The 18732-nt window shown below is 38.9% G+C and carries 14 protein-coding genes and 1 pseudogene; 5 read left to right on the forward strand and 10 right to left on the reverse strand.

The window, feature by feature from the left end; translation table 11 throughout:
* Window position 1: 1 nt before the first annotated feature.
* The 4 genes and pseudogenes from AC504W_RS27775 to AC504W_RS27790 form a co-directional block, all read right to left on the reverse strand.
* Window positions 2-952: pseudogene (locus AC504W_RS27775) on the reverse strand (slipin family protein); the annotation flags it as partial.
* A 212-nt stretch (window positions 953-1164) separates the two neighbouring features.
* Window positions 1165-1737 carry a RidA family protein gene (locus AC504W_RS27780; RefSeq protein ID WP_494875487.1) on the reverse strand — a complete coding sequence of 191 codons (573 nt, stop codon included), beginning with the start codon at window positions 1735-1737 and terminating at the stop codon, window positions 1165-1167.
* A gap of 1178 nt (window positions 1738-2915) precedes the next feature.
* Window positions 2916-6884, reverse strand: a complete 3969-nt coding sequence (locus AC504W_RS27785) for a CheR family methyltransferase (protein ID WP_494879498.1) — start codon at window positions 6882-6884, stop codon at window positions 2916-2918.
* Complete coding sequence (locus AC504W_RS27790) at window positions 6871-7140, reverse strand: chemotaxis protein CheB (RefSeq protein ID WP_494879499.1); 270 nt, start codon at window positions 7138-7140, stop codon at window positions 6871-6873. Before AC504W_RS27790 ends, AC504W_RS27785 begins: the two co-directional genes overlap by 14 nt.
* 365 nt (window positions 7141-7505) lie before the next feature.
* Here AC504W_RS27790 and AC504W_RS27795 point away from each other — a divergent pair, with 365 nt between their 5' ends.
* Window positions 7506-8450 carry a hypothetical protein gene (locus AC504W_RS27795; protein WP_494875490.1) on the forward strand — a complete coding sequence of 315 codons (945 nt, stop codon included), beginning with the start codon at window positions 7506-7508 and terminating at the stop codon, window positions 8448-8450.
* Between the two features lie 93 nt (window positions 8451-8543).
* Here AC504W_RS27795 and AC504W_RS27800 read toward each other — a convergent pair whose 3' ends face one another.
* The 5 genes from AC504W_RS27800 to AC504W_RS27820 all read right to left on the reverse strand — a co-directional run bounded on the left by AC504W_RS27800 (window position 8544) and on the right by AC504W_RS27820 (window position 14692).
* Window positions 8544-10259 (reverse strand): hypothetical protein, encoded by a 1716-nt coding sequence (locus AC504W_RS27800; RefSeq protein ID WP_494875491.1) that lies wholly within the window; start codon window positions 10257-10259, stop codon window positions 8544-8546.
* A 78-nt stretch (window positions 10260-10337) separates the two neighbouring features.
* Window positions 10338-12233 (reverse strand): ABC transporter permease subunit, encoded by a 1896-nt coding sequence (locus AC504W_RS27805; RefSeq protein ID WP_494875492.1) that lies wholly within the window; start codon window positions 12231-12233, stop codon window positions 10338-10340.
* Between the two features lie 34 nt (window positions 12234-12267).
* Window positions 12268-13218: an ABC transporter ATP-binding protein gene (locus AC504W_RS27810; protein WP_494879500.1), complete on the reverse strand. Its 951-nt coding sequence runs from the start codon at window positions 13216-13218 to the stop codon at window positions 12268-12270.
* A 243-nt stretch (window positions 13219-13461) separates the two neighbouring features.
* The gene (locus AC504W_RS27815; RefSeq protein WP_494875494.1) at window positions 13462-14328 is read right to left on the reverse strand and encodes a mechanosensitive ion channel family protein; all 867 of its coding nucleotides are present in this window, start codon (window positions 14326-14328) and stop codon (window positions 13462-13464) included.
* Between the two features lie 190 nt (window positions 14329-14518).
* Window positions 14519-14692, reverse strand: coding sequence for a hypothetical protein (locus AC504W_RS27820; protein WP_494875496.1), 174 nt, complete (start codon window positions 14690-14692; stop codon window positions 14519-14521).
* 295 nt (window positions 14693-14987) lie between these two features.
* Between AC504W_RS27820 and AC504W_RS27825 the strand changes: the two genes are divergently transcribed.
* Window positions 14988-15596, forward strand: a complete 609-nt coding sequence (locus AC504W_RS27825) for an EcsC family protein (protein WP_494875497.1) — start codon at window positions 14988-14990, stop codon at window positions 15594-15596.
* Window positions 15597-15774: 178 nt separating this feature from the next.
* Here the strand turns inward: AC504W_RS27825 and AC504W_RS27830 are convergent, their stop codons facing one another.
* The gene (locus AC504W_RS27830; RefSeq protein WP_494879502.1) at window positions 15775-15945 is read right to left on the reverse strand and encodes a hypothetical protein; all 171 of its coding nucleotides are present in this window, start codon (window positions 15943-15945) and stop codon (window positions 15775-15777) included.
* A 12-nt stretch (window positions 15946-15957) separates the two neighbouring features.
* Here AC504W_RS27830 and leuB point away from each other — a divergent pair, with 12 nt between their 5' ends.
* From leuB to AC504W_RS27845, 3 genes are all read left to right on the forward strand, one after another.
* Window positions 15958-17043 (forward strand): 3-isopropylmalate dehydrogenase, encoded by a 1086-nt coding sequence (gene leuB / locus AC504W_RS27835; RefSeq protein WP_494875499.1) that lies wholly within the window; start codon window positions 15958-15960, stop codon window positions 17041-17043.
* 93 nt (window positions 17044-17136) lie between these two features.
* Window positions 17137-17397, forward strand: a complete 261-nt coding sequence (locus AC504W_RS27840; protein ID WP_096581896.1) for a hypothetical protein — start codon at window positions 17137-17139, stop codon at window positions 17395-17397.
* 82 nt (window positions 17398-17479) lie between these two features.
* Entirely contained in the window at window positions 17480-18301 is an 822-nt protein-coding gene (locus AC504W_RS27845; RefSeq protein WP_494875500.1) for a prepilin peptidase, read from the forward strand.
* Window positions 18302-18732: the final 431 nt, after the last annotated feature.

The following is an 18732-nucleotide window of genomic DNA, read 5'->3' on the forward strand; positions in this document are numbered from 1 at the left end:
ATTACCGATTAATCCGAATTAACTCTGTCAAAATACTATCTAAACTACCATTAACTTGAATTTTTTCAATCTTCTCAGCAATTCGTTCTAGTATTTCCAGTTCTTTTAAGCGCAATGCGACAGGATTATCTTCCATAACTCTGGCATTAGACAGGATATCTTGGCCAGATACTTCTAACGTTTGCTGACGTAGGTCAAAGACTTGTGTTTGCACAGAACGCCCGAACACCCACCAGACGTGCATTCCTGGTTGCAGTTGTGTTTGAAACTCTTGATTGATGTAGAGTAGGCCAAGGTACTGTGCTGGAACTTCGCAGATATGCAAACAATTACGGCTCAAAGCAAGAGTTTCTGGTAAACCTGAAACTAACTCAGCAATTAAACGTGGTGGTAATGTAGCCTCGGTGTTGATGTCAATGACTTCTACTTCTACACCTTGCCAAAATAGTTTGCGACTACATGGTTTGAGGATAGCAATTACTTTACCTTGATAGCGATCGCTCGCTACTTGCTGATTTTGTAATTGCACTATCTCACAATAAGCCGCAACAAACTCAGGATGTCGCTCAATTAACACCTCTTCTAAGGGAAAATCAGGATTCGGCACAATTCAGATGAGAGTCCGCACTGTCACATCTCTATCAATAGCCCAAAAAGCATACTCACCAGATTCTAGCGGCTGTAAAAAGTTATTCTGCACATACAGCAAACCAATCTCATACTCGGAAATTTGGAATTTCTTGATTCCACTCAAGGCGATTCCCCGTAATTGTTGCACAAACTCAGCAGGTAATACCAAGCTTTCATTCAAGTTAAACAGATGAGTTTCTACTTCAATAAAACCACGCCAAAAAGCCCGGAGTTGATTTGGGGGAACGCTAACCCAATTTTGACCCCAGCGGACTAAAGCAGCTTGATTGAATCCAGTTCTGACTACTACAAGATATTTCTGAAACGTAATTTTAAACTCTGCAAATGTTGAAATTTATTTACTACTCATCTGTACTATAAAGAGAGTTAGCGATCGCTCTACAGCATTACCAGAAGTCCAGCCAAGAAATGAAACACAAAAATTAAGGTGTGTTAGGCTTTAAGCTCTAACACACCATGAATCTACGCCCTCATACCTTAGATCAGGTGTAGCTAATAAAAACTATCTGGAGATTAATACCAGCCATTATTGGATGATTCTGGAATCACCGCATAGGCATCAATTTCAAACAACATACCATCCAAAGCCAATCTCGGAACAGGAATAAGTGTGTTTGTGGGTGGTGTGTTACCCCACAAATTACCAATTTCGCGCCCTAACGGAATCAATTTCTCTTGGGTGTGATTTACTATCAGAACAGTTGTTTTAACTACATCTTTAGGTCTTGCACCGGCTGCATTTAAGGCAAACCGCAGATTCTGAAAAGCCCGTACTAACTGCGCTTCATAGTCATTGGAAACAAGATTACCTTGTAAATCTGACCCAAATTGACCAGAAATATATACAGTTCTTGTTCTTGGAGGTGTAATCGCTATATGACTATAGCCATTTTGAGGGGCATTATATAAAGTTGGCGGATTCAGCAAAGTTACATCTGTATTTGCATTACCCTGAGCAATTACTTCCTTTTGTGTTCCTGCAACTAAAGCGGTACCTAATCCGCTACCTCCTAGCCACAAAAGAGCATTTCGCCGTGAGAATTTTGTCACTATTGAATTGACTGCACTGGTAATACGTTGATTCATTGAAGCTCCGTAGATATGAGTTCTCAATTTTTGACTAGGCTCAAATTCTATTATGTATTTAATAGTTCTTAAAAATTACCACAAATCCCACTAATTGGGTGTAATTACGTAACGAATATAATAACTTTAAAATATCTTTAATATTTAAATAATTGTTCTAAAAAATTTAGAGTTTCTTGAAAAAATAGCTAATTTTACAAAATTTTTGCTGTTTTCAGTTTCCTAGTTACACAAATCATTTCAGCATCAAATAGAATTGCTGTAATTTGTTATGAATAATTTGATAATCATGTTATATTTTCAGCTATTAGAAAATAGAAAAATACCACATATCTAATTTTAAACTCTGCAAATGTAAGTGGTTACAGTTCAGTTGCGGGCAAATGTATCTCCAAAACTGGATTAAGATTGTTGCTACTTTATCGAAACTACCCAAAGATAATCTCAAAAAAGACAGCAACTATCAAATATGCCGTTCAGTTTGTCAGTTCCAGAAAACTGGATATGACAAACAAAGGAACATACTCAAAATTAAGAAGGAAACAATTGCACTGGCTTCTTTGCTGTTACTAACAAAGATTACGAGTAATCAATGCTAGTAGAACACTAACACCGCAGAGTTTACTAACCAAAATAGATGTTTTCTTTCTTGGTTTTTCTGATTCTGTGAGTGCGAAATAGCCTTGTCCCTAACAAGGTGCCTTTATCTAAGGCGAGGTGTTATGTGAGAAAATCCTGGATTTTTACCTGTTACCAATCGGCGATACACCGATCGCTCACTTAGTGAGATAACTTTCTCATGACTAGTTACATATCGGGCAGCGGTATACGTTCAATCCAAGGGTTGACGTACCAGTTGAGCATACAGAACTCAAACTAGAGCTTTGCACAATGTATTTCTAATCAATAGACTTGTCCGAAATATTAACTTAGGAAAAGAAAGATGGTAAAACGTTGAATTGGGTGTTTACCATTTTTCTGAAATAGTTATGGTTTTTGATTATATCGAGAGATATTCACAGAGAACAAAACAAATTCTAGTAATTAATTTCTTAACAAGGGTTGGCACAATCCTTGCATAGCAAGGTGATTGAGAGGCATTGTCTCGCAGGCGTATTGCACAGCCGTGGCTATCTCAGGATTTATCTAATTTTCAATATTAATAATAGTTAGTATCTTTAAGTATTTTTAGTTCGTCTAGCTAAGTTGGCAACCATAAATACCAATTGGGTTAGCTCGACGGGTTTAGGAATGTGCATTTGATAACCTGCATTCCTAGATTCTTGGATATCACTACTACTGGTATACCCTGTCATTGCTGCTGCGGGAATTTGTCCCCCAGCCTCAGCACTAAGAGAGCGGACTCGCCGCATCAAGGCATAGCCATCTTCGTTCGACATCCCAACGTCAGACAATAGCACATCATACAACCCTGGTTGGCTTGTGAGTATTGAGAATGCTTCATCAGCAGATGCGACAGCAGTTACTTCAGCCCCGTGACTTTGTAAGATCATCTTTGTTAACTCAAGTATATCGGCATCGTCATCTACAACAAGTATGTGCAAACCTTCCAGGGAAGGAATGTTATCAACGGATATTTCCGTGTCACCGGCAATATATCTCACCGCTGGATCACAAGAGCTAAAATCCCCCTCAAGATTGGTGTTCAGTGGTAGCTCAACGGTCATAGTTGTCCCTAAGCTTACACCTGGACTTTCTGCCTGAACCGTGCCGCCATGAAGTTCGACTAGATAACGGACAAGGGACAGCCCTATGCCCAGTCCTTGATTAGCACGAGTTTTGCTACTGTCAGCCTGGCGAAACCGATCAAAGACATAAGGGAGAAAATCATTAGGTATACCAATACCTGTGTCACTAACTCGAATCTGGGCTTGGGAATTAACTTGCTCCATTGTGACAACTATACTTCCCCCAGAAGGAGTAAATTTGATGGCATTAGAAAGCAAGTTCCAGACTACCTGCTGCAATCGCAACCCATCCCCCAGTACCTTTCCCATCACGGGTTGCAGGTGGCATTCAATTTGAATATTTTTCACTTCTGCCGATAATCTGACTATCTCAAGAGTTGCCTCAATCACAGAGCAAAGATCAATTGGACAAATATTCAGACGGAGTTGACCAGTAGTAATGCGCGAGATATCTAGAAGATCTTCAATCAATTGGATTTGCGCTTTAGCACTACGCCCAATCATGTCAATTGCACGATTCATTTGAGCGGTATCAAGGTTTTGTTCCTGGAGTAAATCAGACCATCCCAAAATACTGTGGAGGGGGTTGCGAAGTTCGTGGGATAAAGTAGATAAAAACTCATCCTTAATTCGGTTAGATTTCTCCGCTTCCAGGCGCGCTGACTGCTCTTTAGCCAATAGCTGGGTGCGTTCTTCCTCAAACAACTTCTGCTGTGTAATGTCATGAAGTGCCAGCAGAATCATCTGCCCATTCCCTGCTTGTAAGATTTTATAACCATTAAGCAAGATAGTTTTTTGTCCAACTTTCTCAAAGACCTGTTGTACTTCAAAACCTTCAATCTGAATATTCTGGGTGAGAATATCTTCTAGGAGCGATCGCAGTTGGGGAAGATTCCAATGACCGTTTCCTAACTCAAAAATCAGTTGCTGTTCTGTCTGGGCGGGCGTTACCTGAAACATTCGATAAAAAGCCCGATTGCTTTTGATAACTCGTAAGTCAGCATTGAGAACGACTAAAGGCTCTGGCACAGTTTCCACCACAGCTTCAGCATAATCAAGGGCTGCTTGCAACTGCTTTGTACTGCGTTTGAGGGCATCTATATCCATCAACACCATTACCACGCCATCAATGTGATTTTCTGTAGTTCTGTAAGGTCGAATTCGCAGATTATACCAACGCCCTTCTTGGTCTTGCACCTCCATTTCTTTGACAGTTAAAGTGTCAATCACCTCAATTAACAATGACTCTAAATTAGGAACGTCAATAGTGGAGCGGATATCACTCAGTGGTCGTCCCACATCTGTGGGAATCAAATTAAGTAAACGCTGTGCTGTTGGTGTGAAACGCCGAATCCGTAAATCGTTAGTCAGTATGAGAATGGGAATATTGACACTACTGAGTAAATTCAACAGGTCATTATTAACGTTGTGTAATTCGAGATTGCGACTTTGCAGTTCTTGATTAGTTGTATGTAATTCTTCGTTTGTTGCTTGTACCTCTTCTTTGGCTGTTTGTAACTCTTCATTAGTGCTTTGTAGTTCCTCATTACTGGAGAGGATTTCTTCATTTGCCACTTTCAGGTGTTGAGTGGTGGACTCATGCTCTTGGCTAATCAATTGCAAATATTCTTGAGTAGCAGCAAGCTCTTGCTTGGTAACTGCTAGTTCTTGTTGGAGTCGGAGTATTTCCTCGCTACCTACTTGTTCTACATTTTCAAGTGTGATGGTCACTTGTGGATTTGTTGGAGCAGGTACATCTTCAAATAAAACAAGAAAGCAGCGAGTTTCTACTAAATCAGGCTGAAACGGAATCACCTCAATGCTGACTTCCTTAGACGGCTCGCTCCCTACCATCTGTATCTGTTCCTTCCTCACAGGAACATTCTCCCTTTTTGCCTGATGAATCGCAGTACGCAACTCTTCAAGCAATCTTTTTCGTGCCATTTTGAACAAATTAAAACTGGGATCTCCAGGGGCTGGTCTCAGATAGGGACTGGTTTCCCCTCGAAATTGCAGAATGTCCATATTGTCGTTAATCATCACGCCAACTGGGACATAACGATTCAAAAGAATCTGGTCAGCCTGTTTATTTAAGTCAGTAATATCCCAAGTCTTATGACTCATGGATTTATCAGCAGCTATTTTCGCTACAGGATAGTTGCTGGTGGCAAAGTTAAAGTTAAGTGGAGTAGGTATTAATTTTTTGGTATAAATATTGTTTTTTCTGTCTACTAAAGTAAATAAGTTGGAAAATTCTCCTGCACTTTCGGCGATACCTAACATCAAAAATCCAGTCGGCTTGAGGCTGTAATGAAAAATTGGCATCACCTGCTTTTGCAAAACAGATTCAAAGTAAATCAGCACATTACGACAACTAATAAGATCCAGATTGGAAAATGGCGGTTCGCTGATGAGGTTTTGTTTAGCAAAAACACAAAGTTCCCGAATCGGTTTGCTGATTTGATAGCCGCTCTCTACTGGATTAAAGAAGCGTCTTATGCGTTCTGGTGAGACATCAACTATTTGGCTTGGTTTGTAGATACCTAAGCGGGCTTTTTCAATTGCTGTCTCATTAATGTCTGTAGCAAAAATTTGAATAGCCGGTTTGGGAAGCACATTCTCCAAAAATTCCATTAAAGAAATAGCAATTGAATAAACCTCCTCCCCGGTTGCACAGCCTGGTACCCAGATCCGAATCGGCTCATTAACTGACTTCCCCTTAGATATTGCCGGAAAGACTTGCTCTTTGAGAGCTTGATAAGCTTCCGGATCACGGAAAAAACTGGTGACACTGATTAAGATTTCGTAGTACAGTGCTTGCACTTCATCTGGATTATCTTGCAGATACTGCACGTAATCTTCTAGACTTTCCAGGTTATACAGCACCATCCGCCGAGCAATTCGTCGCTTTAATGTCGTTTGCTTATAATGCGTAAAGTCAACACCAGTGGCGGTGAACAGCATTGCAAAGATTGCAGGCAAAGCAGTCTCACTTTTAGAGAGTGGCTCAACTGTCTGTGAAGAAATCGAACTGGTAACGTTGGGATGGCGAGCAATCTTTGCTAGTTCTTCAGCAATTTTTTGCGGTGGTAGAATAAAGTCCACATCACCAGTAGCAATAGCAGTATTCGGCATATCACTAAATTGTGCCGATTCTTCACACTGAGCAAAGGTGATGCCGCCAGCCGCCTTAATTGCTTCTGATCCTTTTGCGCCGTCTCCATCACTTCCAGATAAGACAACACTGATGGCTTTGATTCCTCTTTCTGCCGCCAAGGAAGCAAAAAAAGCATCAGCAGGCATATACTTCCCATGAATTTTCTCACGGGCCATGAGTTGCAGCACCCCTTGAGCCAGCGTCATCTTCGTGTTTGGTGGAATGACATATACCTGGTTCGGTTCGACAAACATCCCATTCTGCACTTCACGGACGGGCATCTGGGATCTCCTTCGCCAGAATCTCACTTAGCAGGCTCTTCTGATTTGGGTCTAAGTGCTGAATCAGTATAAATGCCATTCCAGTGTCGATAGGCAAACTATTCAGTAGCTGCGTAAATGCTTCTAATCCTCCCGCAGATGCGGCAATTCCGACTATAGGAAATAATTTATTGCTTTTATTTTGCTGCTTCTGTGTCAATGGTTCAAAAGCAATGGGTTCAGATGGTGATGACTCAGAAGATTGATGAGAGTTCATTGTATTAGGGAATACAATACTAGAAAATTTAAATTTCTAGTGTATTCAATAGTTGTATCGCTAGTGTAACAAAGTTTTTCTCCTAACTTACATCCGCAATAGTTTTAGCTCTATTAACTTTTGTGCATTAGACTTGTCCGAAATATTAACTTAGGAAAAAAAATGGTAAAACGTTGACACCACTATAAGACTTTAGTTAGAAGAAAACAGAATTTTCACTAAGTATAAATATTATTTTTGGCTAAATCCAGAGAGATTTAACTGATATCTACAGCTAATGATAGAGTTCATTCGGATTTTCAATATTTAGCATCAAAGTAGTTACTAATATTAATCCATCTACTTAAATCTGTATTTTAAATGTTATGCCTGTTAACTGCTTGACACAGCTAAATAAGAATAATGATTCTGACGCAGATCACCATAGTCAACAATCAATAAAAGTAGAAGTTGCTCTGGTATTAGATCAAATTAAAAATTGTGTTTGGCTAATTGGAATTCCCTCATGGTTATTTGCCATAACTGATAGAAGCTTTGCTATTTTGTATGATGGAGAGTTATCACCAGTAGACATATTACAGCTACTGATGACTTGCTTATTTTTTGTCAGTTGGCTTTATTTAAAACCAGAGGAAAGTTTAAACAGCAATGATGTAGAACCTAATGAATATGAAGAATATCTCAGTCGCTCTCAAGCTCACAAGTTCAGACTGAAAAAGCGGCACATGATTAGCCAAGATTATATTTTGCCTTTTCCTTATTATTGCCAAATTTATCACTTGCTAAACTTAAAACACTTAGAAACAGTGCATAAATTTAGCCTCAACAGTTTAAAAATTTTGAGTATCAGTCAATTCCATCCAACTAATATTGGTGGAGTGATCAAATTTACTACTATGTTGCAACCAAATATTAATCTGTTAAGATTTTGGCGGCAACCAATTGTAGAGGTCGATTTAATTTTACATACTCCCTATACTATTGAACTGAGTATTCCGGCATATAATGACAAACGAATAGTTGTGATATTTCATGCTTTTCCTTTAAGCGAACGGGAACATCAATTATTTATAGATATATATAGTGATTTAGATTGGCCTAAGCCAATATTGCAATTTGTTTTGCATTGTGCTGCTTGTTTGACATTGTTTGAAGATTTGCCATATTTACAAGCTTTAGCAGAAAAAAATGTTGAACGTTTATTTAATATGAATTTAGCTTCTAAACAAGAAACCATGTTACTTTTTAAACGATTCATAGAACTATATGGTACTCGACAAAAAAGAATACAGTTACCAGAATCGACATAGTATTTCTAAATCATTCGTAAACAAACAGATACCCGACTTCTCCAAGAAGTCGGGGAGCTAAAACTAGTAATTTTGACAACTCATAACAGCTAATTAAATAGCAGACTCAGTTCCTAGCAATAATGCCTTAGTTGCAGACTCTCCTGCTTTCTTCAACTTACGCGTTAGTTGAGATACTAAAAGTCCTGTGAGCGCAAAATGTCCTAAAATTGCCAGAAAATAAGAAAATGTTAATCCGTCACTTGTTGGCGGAGATAAAGCAATAACTGGCGCAGCAATGGAAAATAACCAAACTACAGCATAGTTATCAGGTTTAGAGAAAAATATTCCTAAGAAAATGGGTGGGAGTATAATTACAGACATTAACACCCCTGTTGCCCACAATTGACGCTGTTCATTTTTCATGAATAGAATCAATTGGGTTAAAGCTGCATAAATGATAGCTAAACTGCCAGCAAAAAGTAGCGCTAGGCAAGCATTAGTTTTATTTTCGATATTTGCTTGCGAGATTAAAACAAAGCAACTTAAGCCAGTAATAGAAATTATTGCATTAATAGCGATCGCTAAAATTCCCGGACTTTTTTCACCCCAGATTAAATCATTAATTAAACTATTTTTTTCTAAACCTTTGGCATGAGAAACATGTTTATATCTTGCCCAATCTTGCAGTGTGAGACGACCAGGACTGATGGCTGCAATTAAATATAAAAACAGCCCTAAATTTAAGACCATTAAAAGTCCAACATTTTCTTGAAGTGCATAACTTCTAGATGAGCTATTAAATATTAAATCTTGCCAATCAGCACATCCTAAAATGATGACTGTAAAGCAAACTGTGAGCAAATAACTCTGCTTTTTGGTCAACATAGTTGCATTAGGATCACGAAAGCAACGCTGTAAAGATTGCCAAATGAAGTACGCACCTACAAAATAAACTGCTATAGCAAAGCAAGCTGTAATAATAAAACTTTCTCCTATAGGCAGAACAAACCAATGAAAGTCGGCAAATTGGGGAATATTTTTGATTAATTCAGAATTAATCTCAGGATATGGAATTAAGAAACATGGGTTAATTAGCCCAAAAAAGCTCACTGGATTATTAGCAGAAAAATTAGATGCTATGGTTTGCTTGCTAAATATGAGATAACCTAATAATGCCCCACTACCTAACCAAGCTTGAAAACTGCCTAACCAAGAACCAACTAAGCCAAATAATAATGCAGCGCTGTAGTAGATAAAACTAGCAGCTATGACTACTGCATAAAAACTGATAATTTCTATTAAAGGAATTTTCGCATTCAACCCTGACCATAAATGTAAAGGTAAGGCTAACACTACAAAAACATAAAGTAAGGCTGGAACACCTAAGATTTTCCCCCATAAAATACTTTTTGGTGATTGGGGACTAAGGCGAATAAAATTGAGCGTATCACGTCTTTCTTCTGTAGCTAAATCATTAATCAGGAGATAGCTTCCTGCTGCTAATAATCCAAAACTAACAATAATACTCAGCCAAGTGAAAATATCAAACGACCATAATTGCCAATTAATTATAACTTGACCTAAACCATCAGTTAGGCATTCTGCATAGTCGTATTTTGTGATACCTGTACAATATTTATTGGGACTACCTTGTAATACACTCAGGCGCGTAGGTAACTGGGCTTGAAATGACATGAATAATATACACTGACCCAAAAAAGATATGACAGATGCTAATACAATATTACGTGGTTTCAGTCGCCCTTTAATTTCCCGAAACAACTGCGGATTCCAATTTCCTAAGCGATTTATTAAAACTTCTATCATTAATATATTCTCCTAAGCTCTACTGAATAAATAGCTAAAAAAGAACTAGTGAAATATCTAGTTCTTCTTTTTGATAAATTAGCGTCCTGCTAACAATGCTTTTGTTGCAGATTCTCCAGCTAATTTCACCTGATTTGTCAAATGGAAATTTAACAACGTTAAAACAGTAAATTCAGCTAGAAGTGACATAAAAACAGTGACTGTTGCTGAGTGTTCTAGTCCTACCCAAGGAAAATTAGAAAATAACCAAAAGACAGAATTTGCTTCAGGTGTAATGTTCAACAGCCCAAAAATTATTGGTGGCACAAACATCACTGTACCTGTAGTTGCGATCGCAAATAAAGTTCGCCGTGGAGTTTTGATTAATAACATTCTCTGCGCTATGGTTGCATAAACCATAGCTAGAGTAATAAACATAGCTATTCCTAAGATAGCTTTCATTCTGCCAATTTTGTTCACCCAGTCAATGGCATTGTTATGGTGAGTATTCAAAGCTGGTGCAAGTACAATCCACACTAGTAATGGGATAGTAATTATCATCAAACTCAACCCAATTGAAACTATTGCAGGACTTTTATCATGCCAAACTAAATCTTGCCATATAGTATTGTGGCTCATTGTTTGTTGATGACGATATCTTGCCCAATCTTGTATTTGGTGTCTATGAGGAGACAAGATTACTAACAAACAAGTTAGTAAAACTAAGTTAAATAATACAATCCAGAAGAAATTTTGACCGATTTGATAATTCAAATCGTAGTAACAGTTCACTGGTTTATATTCTCGGTAAGAGGGACAGTAATTCTTGGTATATTGCAGAGTAAAACCCCAAAAAATTACTTGAGCGCAAGCTACTAGTAAGTAACTTTGTCCTTTACTTAGCAAGGTAGCATTAGGATTGCGAAACCGCCGTCCGAGTGCTTGCCAAATCCAATAGCAGCTTACACCATAGTTAAATAGATGTAATCCTATAAATGTAACAACATTCTTTCCTAGCGGTATATAGAAAAATTGAGTTTTTGATAAAAGCGATGAATTACCTCTATTAAATAGATTTGGAAACAGATATTTTGTCATATCAAAAGGACTTAATAACTTCAGCCATGCTGCTGTATTGTGCAGGTTTTCGGTATTAAATGCAAATTGCATTGTAGTTAGCAAAAACATGATTACTGCACCACTAGCTAACCAAGGTTGAAAACTACTAAATCGATTACTCATCAAGCCAAATAATAATGTGGCACTGTAGAAGAAGAAGCAACTAGCAGCTAACACTATATAAAAGCTGAAAATATAACTTGTGGCAATTTTGGCAGAAATTCCTGACCAGATGTGTAAGGGAATTGCAACTAAAATCATCAAGTAAATGACAATTGGTACTCCTAGCATTTTGCCAGTTAAAATACTAGTTTCTGACTGGGGACTGAGGCGGAGGAAATTCAGCGTACCACGGCGTTCTTCTTGTGCTAAATTATTGACTATTAAATATGTGCCTGCAACTAAAAGTGTATAAATAAAGACGACACAGAGTGTAAGAAATATGAATTCCCAGTGGTCACGCCACCACCCTTGAAAGTTAATTTCTGAAATAGGGCATGGTTGCTGATATAAATTATATTCTACTTGTTTTTTTTGTACTTCTAAAGATTTTAATTGCTCTTTGAACTCCTGAACTTTTGTAAAGTCGTAGTTTTTCTTACTATTATAAAAGTTGATTTGTTTTTGAGCTTGATCTATGAGTTTATAAAATGATTCAGATTGCTTTTGATAAACCTTACTCAGATTACAATACGATCCATTCATAGGATACTTATTATTAGGATATTGACCAAAATGATAAATAAGTAGTCCTATTTGACCAATTAGGGAGATAGCGAAGGCAAATATCAAGTTAAAAGGTTTGAGACGGCCTTTAATTTCCCTGAGAAGCTGAGGATTCCAGTTGCCGATTTTATCTAGTAGATTCAGATACATAGTAGAAGTGATGATAATTTTGAGGAATAATATGTCAGGATGCTTGTTTATGACCAAGCTTGAGAAAAATGGTTTCTAAGTCTTCTTGAGTGCAATGAAAATCAGTAATGGGAATACCAGCTTGAATCAGCGATCGCAGTAATTCTGCACAAGCTGTTTGATCACCAGAAAAATTTACTCTAATGTTGTGATTTCCCGGTAAACATTCCCACTCTTCTACCAAAGGATGATTTTTCAATTCACTAATTACAGCGTCTATTTTTCCCAAAGTTGACAACATAATCTGTTGGCGTGAAAGGCGCTGATAAAGTTGTTTGAGTGAAGAGCTTTCTACTAAAAAACCTAGTTCCATAATTCCTACCGAAGTACACAGTTCCGCTAAGTCGCTGAGAACATGGGAAGAAATTAATATTGTCATCCCTGCTTCTTGCAAGGCTTTGATAATTTCGCGGAACTGCATCCTGGCGATGGGATCAAGCCCAGATACGGGTTCATCTAGGAGTAATAAAATTGGTTCATGAATAATAGTGCGTGCTAAACTTAGCCGCTGCTTCATTCCCCGCGACAGTGTAGAAATTAAACTGTTGCGTTTATTACCTAATTGGATAAGTTCTAAAACTTCATGGAGACGTTGAGTGCGCCGTGGTTCGCGTAAACGATACAATCGCGCAAAGTAATCGAGGTAATCCCAGACTGTTAAATCTTCATACAGCGGATAGTCATCGGGTAAGTAGCCAAGACGACGCTTGATAGTGGGGTTACTCTTGTCACGTACCATGCGATCGCCATTAATATAAATCTCACCCGTTGTTGGCTCTTCAGCCGTTGCTAACATCCGGATGAGAGTTGTTTTACCCGCGCCATTCGGCCCTATCAGTCCGTATACTTCACCCGCTTGGATTTCTAAATCAACATCATTGACGGCTATATACCGTTCAAATTGCTTAGTAAGTCCACAGGTGCGAATTGCTAATTCTTTTACCATAGCTGCTAGCGTAAGGCGGTTAATTACACACTAACCTAGCCTCTGTCTAGCGCTGTTGTCAGGCTCGTTTCCAAAATTGAAACTGAGTTAATATCAAATTAATTTTCAGTGTTTAAATATACAGCTAATAACATTTTAGGCTTTTAAAAAAGTAGGTAAAGCATATAACTTACCTACTTGTTCACAAATATTCTATTTTTTGAAAGAGTTTGACAAATTAAATTTGATGTGGATAAGGCACACTTAACTCATCATAGATGCAGATGAAATTCCAGAGTCTCCATCATTTGGTGTACCATTTGCAGATTGACTGCTAAAGGCATAACGTTGTTCGGGTATGGGATAACCAGCTTCACCAAAGGCTTCTCGGATGGCTTTATTAGTGTCAAAATAAACTTGCCAGTAGTGTTCATTATTGCAGTAGGGGCGTACTGCTAAGACTGGCCCGGCTAAATTAAAGGTGATAATTTCCACATCTGGTGCAGGGTTGTTAATCACGTTAGGAATTTCGCTGATTTTGGCTTTTAAACGAGCGATCGCATCATTATGATTCACATCGTGATGCAGTTGAGCCAGCAAATCGACCCGACGGTAGGGATTAGCGGAAAAATTTTGGATATTATCAGAAAAAATCTTATTATTGGCGACAATTGTTAAAACATTATCCGGTGTGGTGATATTAGTGGTAAACAGTCCAATTTCTGTAACTGTACCTGTGACACCTGCGGCTGTAATAAAGTCACCAACTTTAAATGGATTAAAGACAATTAAAAAAGCCCCAGCAGCAAAATTCGCCAACAATCCACCCCAAGCTGCACCAATGGCTATACCTGCGGCGGCTAACAATGCGGCAAAAGAAGTGGTCTCTATACCGAAAAAGCCGAGAATTGCCACAACTAAAACAATTCTTAAAGTTACGGCAATGATGTTCAGCAGGTAGTTAACTAGAGTTGGATCAACGTGTTGACTGCGGAAACCACGTCTAACTAACTTAAGTGCAAAATCAATCAATTTCTGTGCGACAATCCACAGAGCGATCGCACCTAGGATTTTCAAGCCAAAACCTGTTAAAAGTGCAACGGCAACTTGGCCAATTTGATTAAAATTCATAGCCTTTTTTATTTCTTGCTACTTTTATCAAAAACATTACAAGAAACTGAGTAAAAAATCTTGATGAACAGTTTTTTTTTAATCTTTGGGTAAATACTAAAAACTCTCACTTTATTAAAGTCAGTCAAAATTAGTTTATTATTCGCCCTCCTCCTGGGTTTTTCGATGCTCTCCAATTCTGCCAAAGATGTCATCGATTGTTGGATTTTCTAAAATTTTGATCTCTATTTCGTGTGTAATCTCCACTACCTCTTTCAAACTGCTGCATAAATCTTGCCATTCCGGCAGGGCCAAGAGCTTTTGTTAAAGCTTCTATTCCTAGTCTTCTAATCTCAGCTTGAGTTAGCTTAGTCACGTCTAGCATTTATTACCTCCAATACCCACTGCAAAGGGTTTTCTGTTCTCACTTGTAGCATGGTGCTATATCTTGCTGCTAAACGTAACATCCTGTCATCGGTTGTTAATAGAATGTCAGCATTTCCTAGTTCTGCACAAGCTATATGAGAGGCATCAAAAGCCTTAAATCCAAGATTAGCAAGTTCTTTAGCACGAGCTTTAACATCTCCCTAAATAATACATTTATTTAGCTATTAGTACGGGGAATACTAAAAATAGAAATCTTTTTGTAGTGTCTTCTCCGTGACTGAGGTTAAAAGACAATGGATATTAACTCGATTATGAACCTGCCCGTTATTGGGCAAACAATCACTCATGCAATTGAAGGAGGAAGAGAGTGGGGTCAACAGTATTTAAATGATTCAAGCTGGTGCAGTGATAAAGATAAAATGGCAAATAACGTGATATATCAATCCACGCTCTGGTCAGTAGGTGAGGGAATTGGTAGTGGGTTTATAGGAATAGCTGGAATCCCGTTAGATGTTACCAGTTCACTTTATTCTCAAGTTAAACTTGCATCTGCTCTTTTTACTATATATGGCATCGATACAAAAAACGAGTCAGCACAGCCTTTGGTCTTGGCTGCTGCGGCTGGAGTCAGTATAGGTGAATTAGCTAATCAATTAGGCACAAAGGCAGCATCCCAAGCTATTCAGAAAGCATTGATGTCTATTCCTGGTAAAACTTTTGCTGAAATAAATAAAGCTTTGGGAATTAAGTTAATTTCCAAAGCTGGTGAGAAAACTTTAGTTAACATAGCAAAAATTATGCCTTTAATTGGCTCTGCGGTTGGCGGTACGGTTAATGGAGTCATGATGAATGCTTGTGGACATTCAGTAATTACTTTTATTAAGGTATGGCAAAAGTCATAGTTTATTAAAGAAAGTAAGGCATGATCTGCCTTACTTATACTCATTTATTGGTCTAAGGTTTATAAATTTTTTTATTTTTGGCTAATTTGCTCAAAAATATACAACAAACTGAGCCAAAAACACAGATGAACAGTTTTTAACCTTTTTTAGATGCAATATGGCACATTTAACAGTTGGCTTAGTTGTTGACTACACAAACTAGAAAAATTCGCACTGCCTCGGCTTCTAAAAAAATTCTTTCCTGTGTCTGGTCATCAAAAGGTCGAAGACAACACACATCTAAATAAATTAAATCTTCCAGATGTACATCTTGCTCGGTATGATATTTAATCTGCAAGCGTTTACCCAATAGAAACTAGCTATGACTCAAAACTACCGCATTACCTTACTTCCCGGCGATGGCATTGGCCCTGAAATTATGGCAGTGGCGGTAGATGTGCTAAAAGTCGTAGGGAAAAAATTTGATCTTGAGTTTGCCTTTCAAGAAGCTTTGATTGGTGGTGCAGCCATTGATGCGACAGGTGAACCTTTGCCTACTGCAACCTTAGATACTTGCCGTAACAGTGATGCTGTATTACTCGCCGCTATTGGGGGTTATAAGTGGGATACTCTACCATCTCACCAACGCCCGGAAGCTGGTTTATTGGGACTACGCGCGGGTTTGGGATTATTTGCCAATTTACGCCCAGCCCAAATTCTGCCCCAGTTAATAGACGCTTCGACTTTGAAACGGGAAGTTGTCGAAGGCGTAGATATCATGGTGGTGCGGGAACTCACTGGGGGAATTTACTTTGGTAAACCCAAAGGAATTTTTGAAACCGAGACTGGTGAGAAACGCGGTGTAAATACAATGGTTTACAGCGAATCAGAAATTGAACGCATCGGTAGAGTTGCCTTTGAAACTGCCAGAAAAAGAAGCGGTAAACTCTGTTCGGTGGATAAAGCCAACGTATTAGAAGTATCGCAGTTGTGGCGCGATCGCATCACGAAACTATCTGCTGAATATCCCGATGTGGAACTATCTCACCTCTATGTCGATAACGCAGCTATGCAATTAGTCCGCGCACCCAAGCAATTCGATACGATTGTCACAGGTAACTTGTTTGGCGATATTCTCTCCGATGCGGCGGCGATGCTGACTGGCAGTATTGGGATGCTACCTTCTGCTAGTTTGGGTGCTTCTAGCCCTGGCGTATATGAACCAGTCCACGGTTCTGCACCCGATATTGCAGGACAAGATAAAGCCAATCCTCTCGCACAGGTTTTGAGTGCGGCAATGATGCTACGCTACGGCTTAAATCAGCCACAAGCAGCAGATAGCATAGAAAAAGCTGTATTGCAAGTTTTAGCACAAGGCGATCGCACAGGCGATATCATGTCACCAGGAATGAATCTTTTGGGTTGCCAAGCAATGGGTAAGTCGCTCATTCAAGCATTAGAGAAATAATTCTTTGAAGAGAAACTCGCCAAATTGGCAATCTTTACAAGAAGTTTCGGGTACACTATAGACAAAATCTAGTAAGTAGATAGCAGTAACATAGTGTACGCTTTACGACAAGATACATCTAATTTCACCGCCTCTAGAATCCAGCCACCTCTGGTTGATCCCGCAATCATCAGGGCGGCTGGTCAGATTTACTACACATATTGTGAAGTACATCCTGAAATCGCTGGGCAGCCTTCCGGGGTAGCAATTAATCGTGTTACTCATCGAGGTAAGGTGATTTTTACTCACCAACCAGTTCTATTACCACAAGAATGTTTTGTGCCTTTAAATCAAATTGAGTCCCACATGTATTAGTTAATAGTCAATGGTCAGTGGTCATTTGACAAATAACAAATGACAAAGCACAAATGACACAGAACATTTGACAAATGACTATATGGACTTTTTAATGGCTGTTCCGGCGATTATTGTTGTTTTCGCCTTGGGTGCATCTATAGGTAGCTTCATCAACGTTGTCGTTTATCGAATCCCTGCGGGGTTATCGATTCTTTGGCCACCTTCCCGTTGCCCCCATTGCTTAAACCAGCTAAAAGCTTATGACAATGTACCCGTGCTGGGATGGTTGTGGTTACGAGGAAAATGCCGTTATTGTAAAAGCAAAATTGCTGTTCGTTACCCGGTGGTAGAAGCAATAACGGGTGTAATTTTTGTGATTGTTTTTTTAGTATTTCAAGTTTCGATCGCTACATTAGGATATTGGACTTTTTGTAGTTGGTTATTAGCCTTAGCCTTAATTGACTTAGATACCATGACTCTCCCCAACGCCCTCACTCAATCGGGGTTAGTCGTAGGTTTGGGATTTCAAATAATTAGCGGTTTTGTCCCAGAAGCCAGCGGGGTAGGAATAATCAGACACCTGATGATGGGAATAGTCGGTGCGGTTATTGGTTTATGGCTATTTGAAGGAATCGCCCTTGGTGGTTCAATTGTTTTAGGTAAAACGGCAATGGGGGCGGGAGATGCCAAATTAGCCGCCATGATGGGCGCTTGGCTGGGTTGGCGTTATTTGCTTTTGGCTAGTTTGATTGCCTGTGCCGTAGGAGTATTAATAGGTGGATTAGTACTGTTGCGATCGCCTCAAAAAACCGGAGTAAAAATTCCCTTTGGCCCTTTTTTAGCACTAGGCGCAATCATCACTGTATTTACTGGACAGGCAATCTTATCGGCTTATTTGCAATTTGTCTTGCCGTCCAATTAACTAAATTTAAAGTAGGTAAACTTTACACACCCGACAAATTAGGCCAGGCGATCGCGTGATCTACTATAATAATATTGTTTATCGGCTTTCTGTTTATAGCTTAAGAAAGCACTTACAATTCCTAACGACTGTAACAGTCATTACGCCATCGCCGCTTCACCTTTTGATAATATCAGCCTGTGACTTGTATTACCCTCTTAACGAAAGAGACCCGTTGGCAAAACTAAAGCCACAGATGCTAACTGCTCAGAAACTAGCACGATAATTTACAAAATGTGGGGACAGCCGCTTGCCGCTAGGGTTGGGTAACAGCATCTTTTTGGGGAGTTGGTATGCCAATGGAGATGACTTGGCTAATACATTTACAAAATGATATCCGCGAGAGACTTGTATTGGTATAAGCATTTTCGTTAAGCTGGCAACCAAAGATA

The organism is Nostoc sp. C96 (assembly GCF_059384975.1).

Coding starts and splice junctions, on each gene's coding strand:
- AC504W_RS27780 (WP_494875487.1), bottom strand. CDS start 1,737: ATGAATCAACGTATTACCAGTGCAGTCAATTCAATAGTGACAAAATTC.
- AC504W_RS27785 (WP_494879498.1), bottom strand. CDS start 6,884: ATGCCCGTCCGTGAAGTGCAGAATGGGATGTTTGTCGAACCGAACCAG.
- AC504W_RS27790 (WP_494879499.1), bottom strand. CDS start 7,140: ATGAACTCTCATCAATCTTCTGAGTCATCACCATCTGAACCCATTGCT.
- AC504W_RS27795 (WP_494875490.1), top strand. CDS start 7,506: ATGCCTGTTAACTGCTTGACACAGCTAAATAAGAATAATGATTCTGAC.
- AC504W_RS27800 (WP_494875491.1), bottom strand. CDS start 10,259: ATGATAGAAGTTTTAATAAATCGCTTAGGAAATTGGAATCCGCAGTTG.
- AC504W_RS27805 (WP_494875492.1), bottom strand. CDS start 12,233: ATGTATCTGAATCTACTAGATAAAATCGGCAACTGGAATCCTCAGCTT.
- AC504W_RS27810 (WP_494879500.1), bottom strand. CDS start 13,218: ATGGTAAAAGAATTAGCAATTCGCACCTGTGGACTTACTAAGCAATTT.
- AC504W_RS27815 (WP_494875494.1), bottom strand. CDS start 14,328: ATGAATTTTAATCAAATTGGCCAAGTTGCCGTTGCACTTTTAACAGGT.
- AC504W_RS27820 (WP_494875496.1), bottom strand. CDS start 14,692: ATGCTAGACGTGACTAAGCTAACTCAAGCTGAGATTAGAAGACTAGGA.
- AC504W_RS27825 (WP_494875497.1), top strand. CDS start 14,988: ATGGATATTAACTCGATTATGAACCTGCCCGTTATTGGGCAAACAATC.
- leuB (WP_494875499.1), top strand. CDS start 15,958: ATGACTCAAAACTACCGCATTACCTTACTTCCCGGCGATGGCATTGGC.
- AC504W_RS27845 (WP_494875500.1), top strand. CDS start 17,480: ATGGACTTTTTAATGGCTGTTCCGGCGATTATTGTTGTTTTCGCCTTG.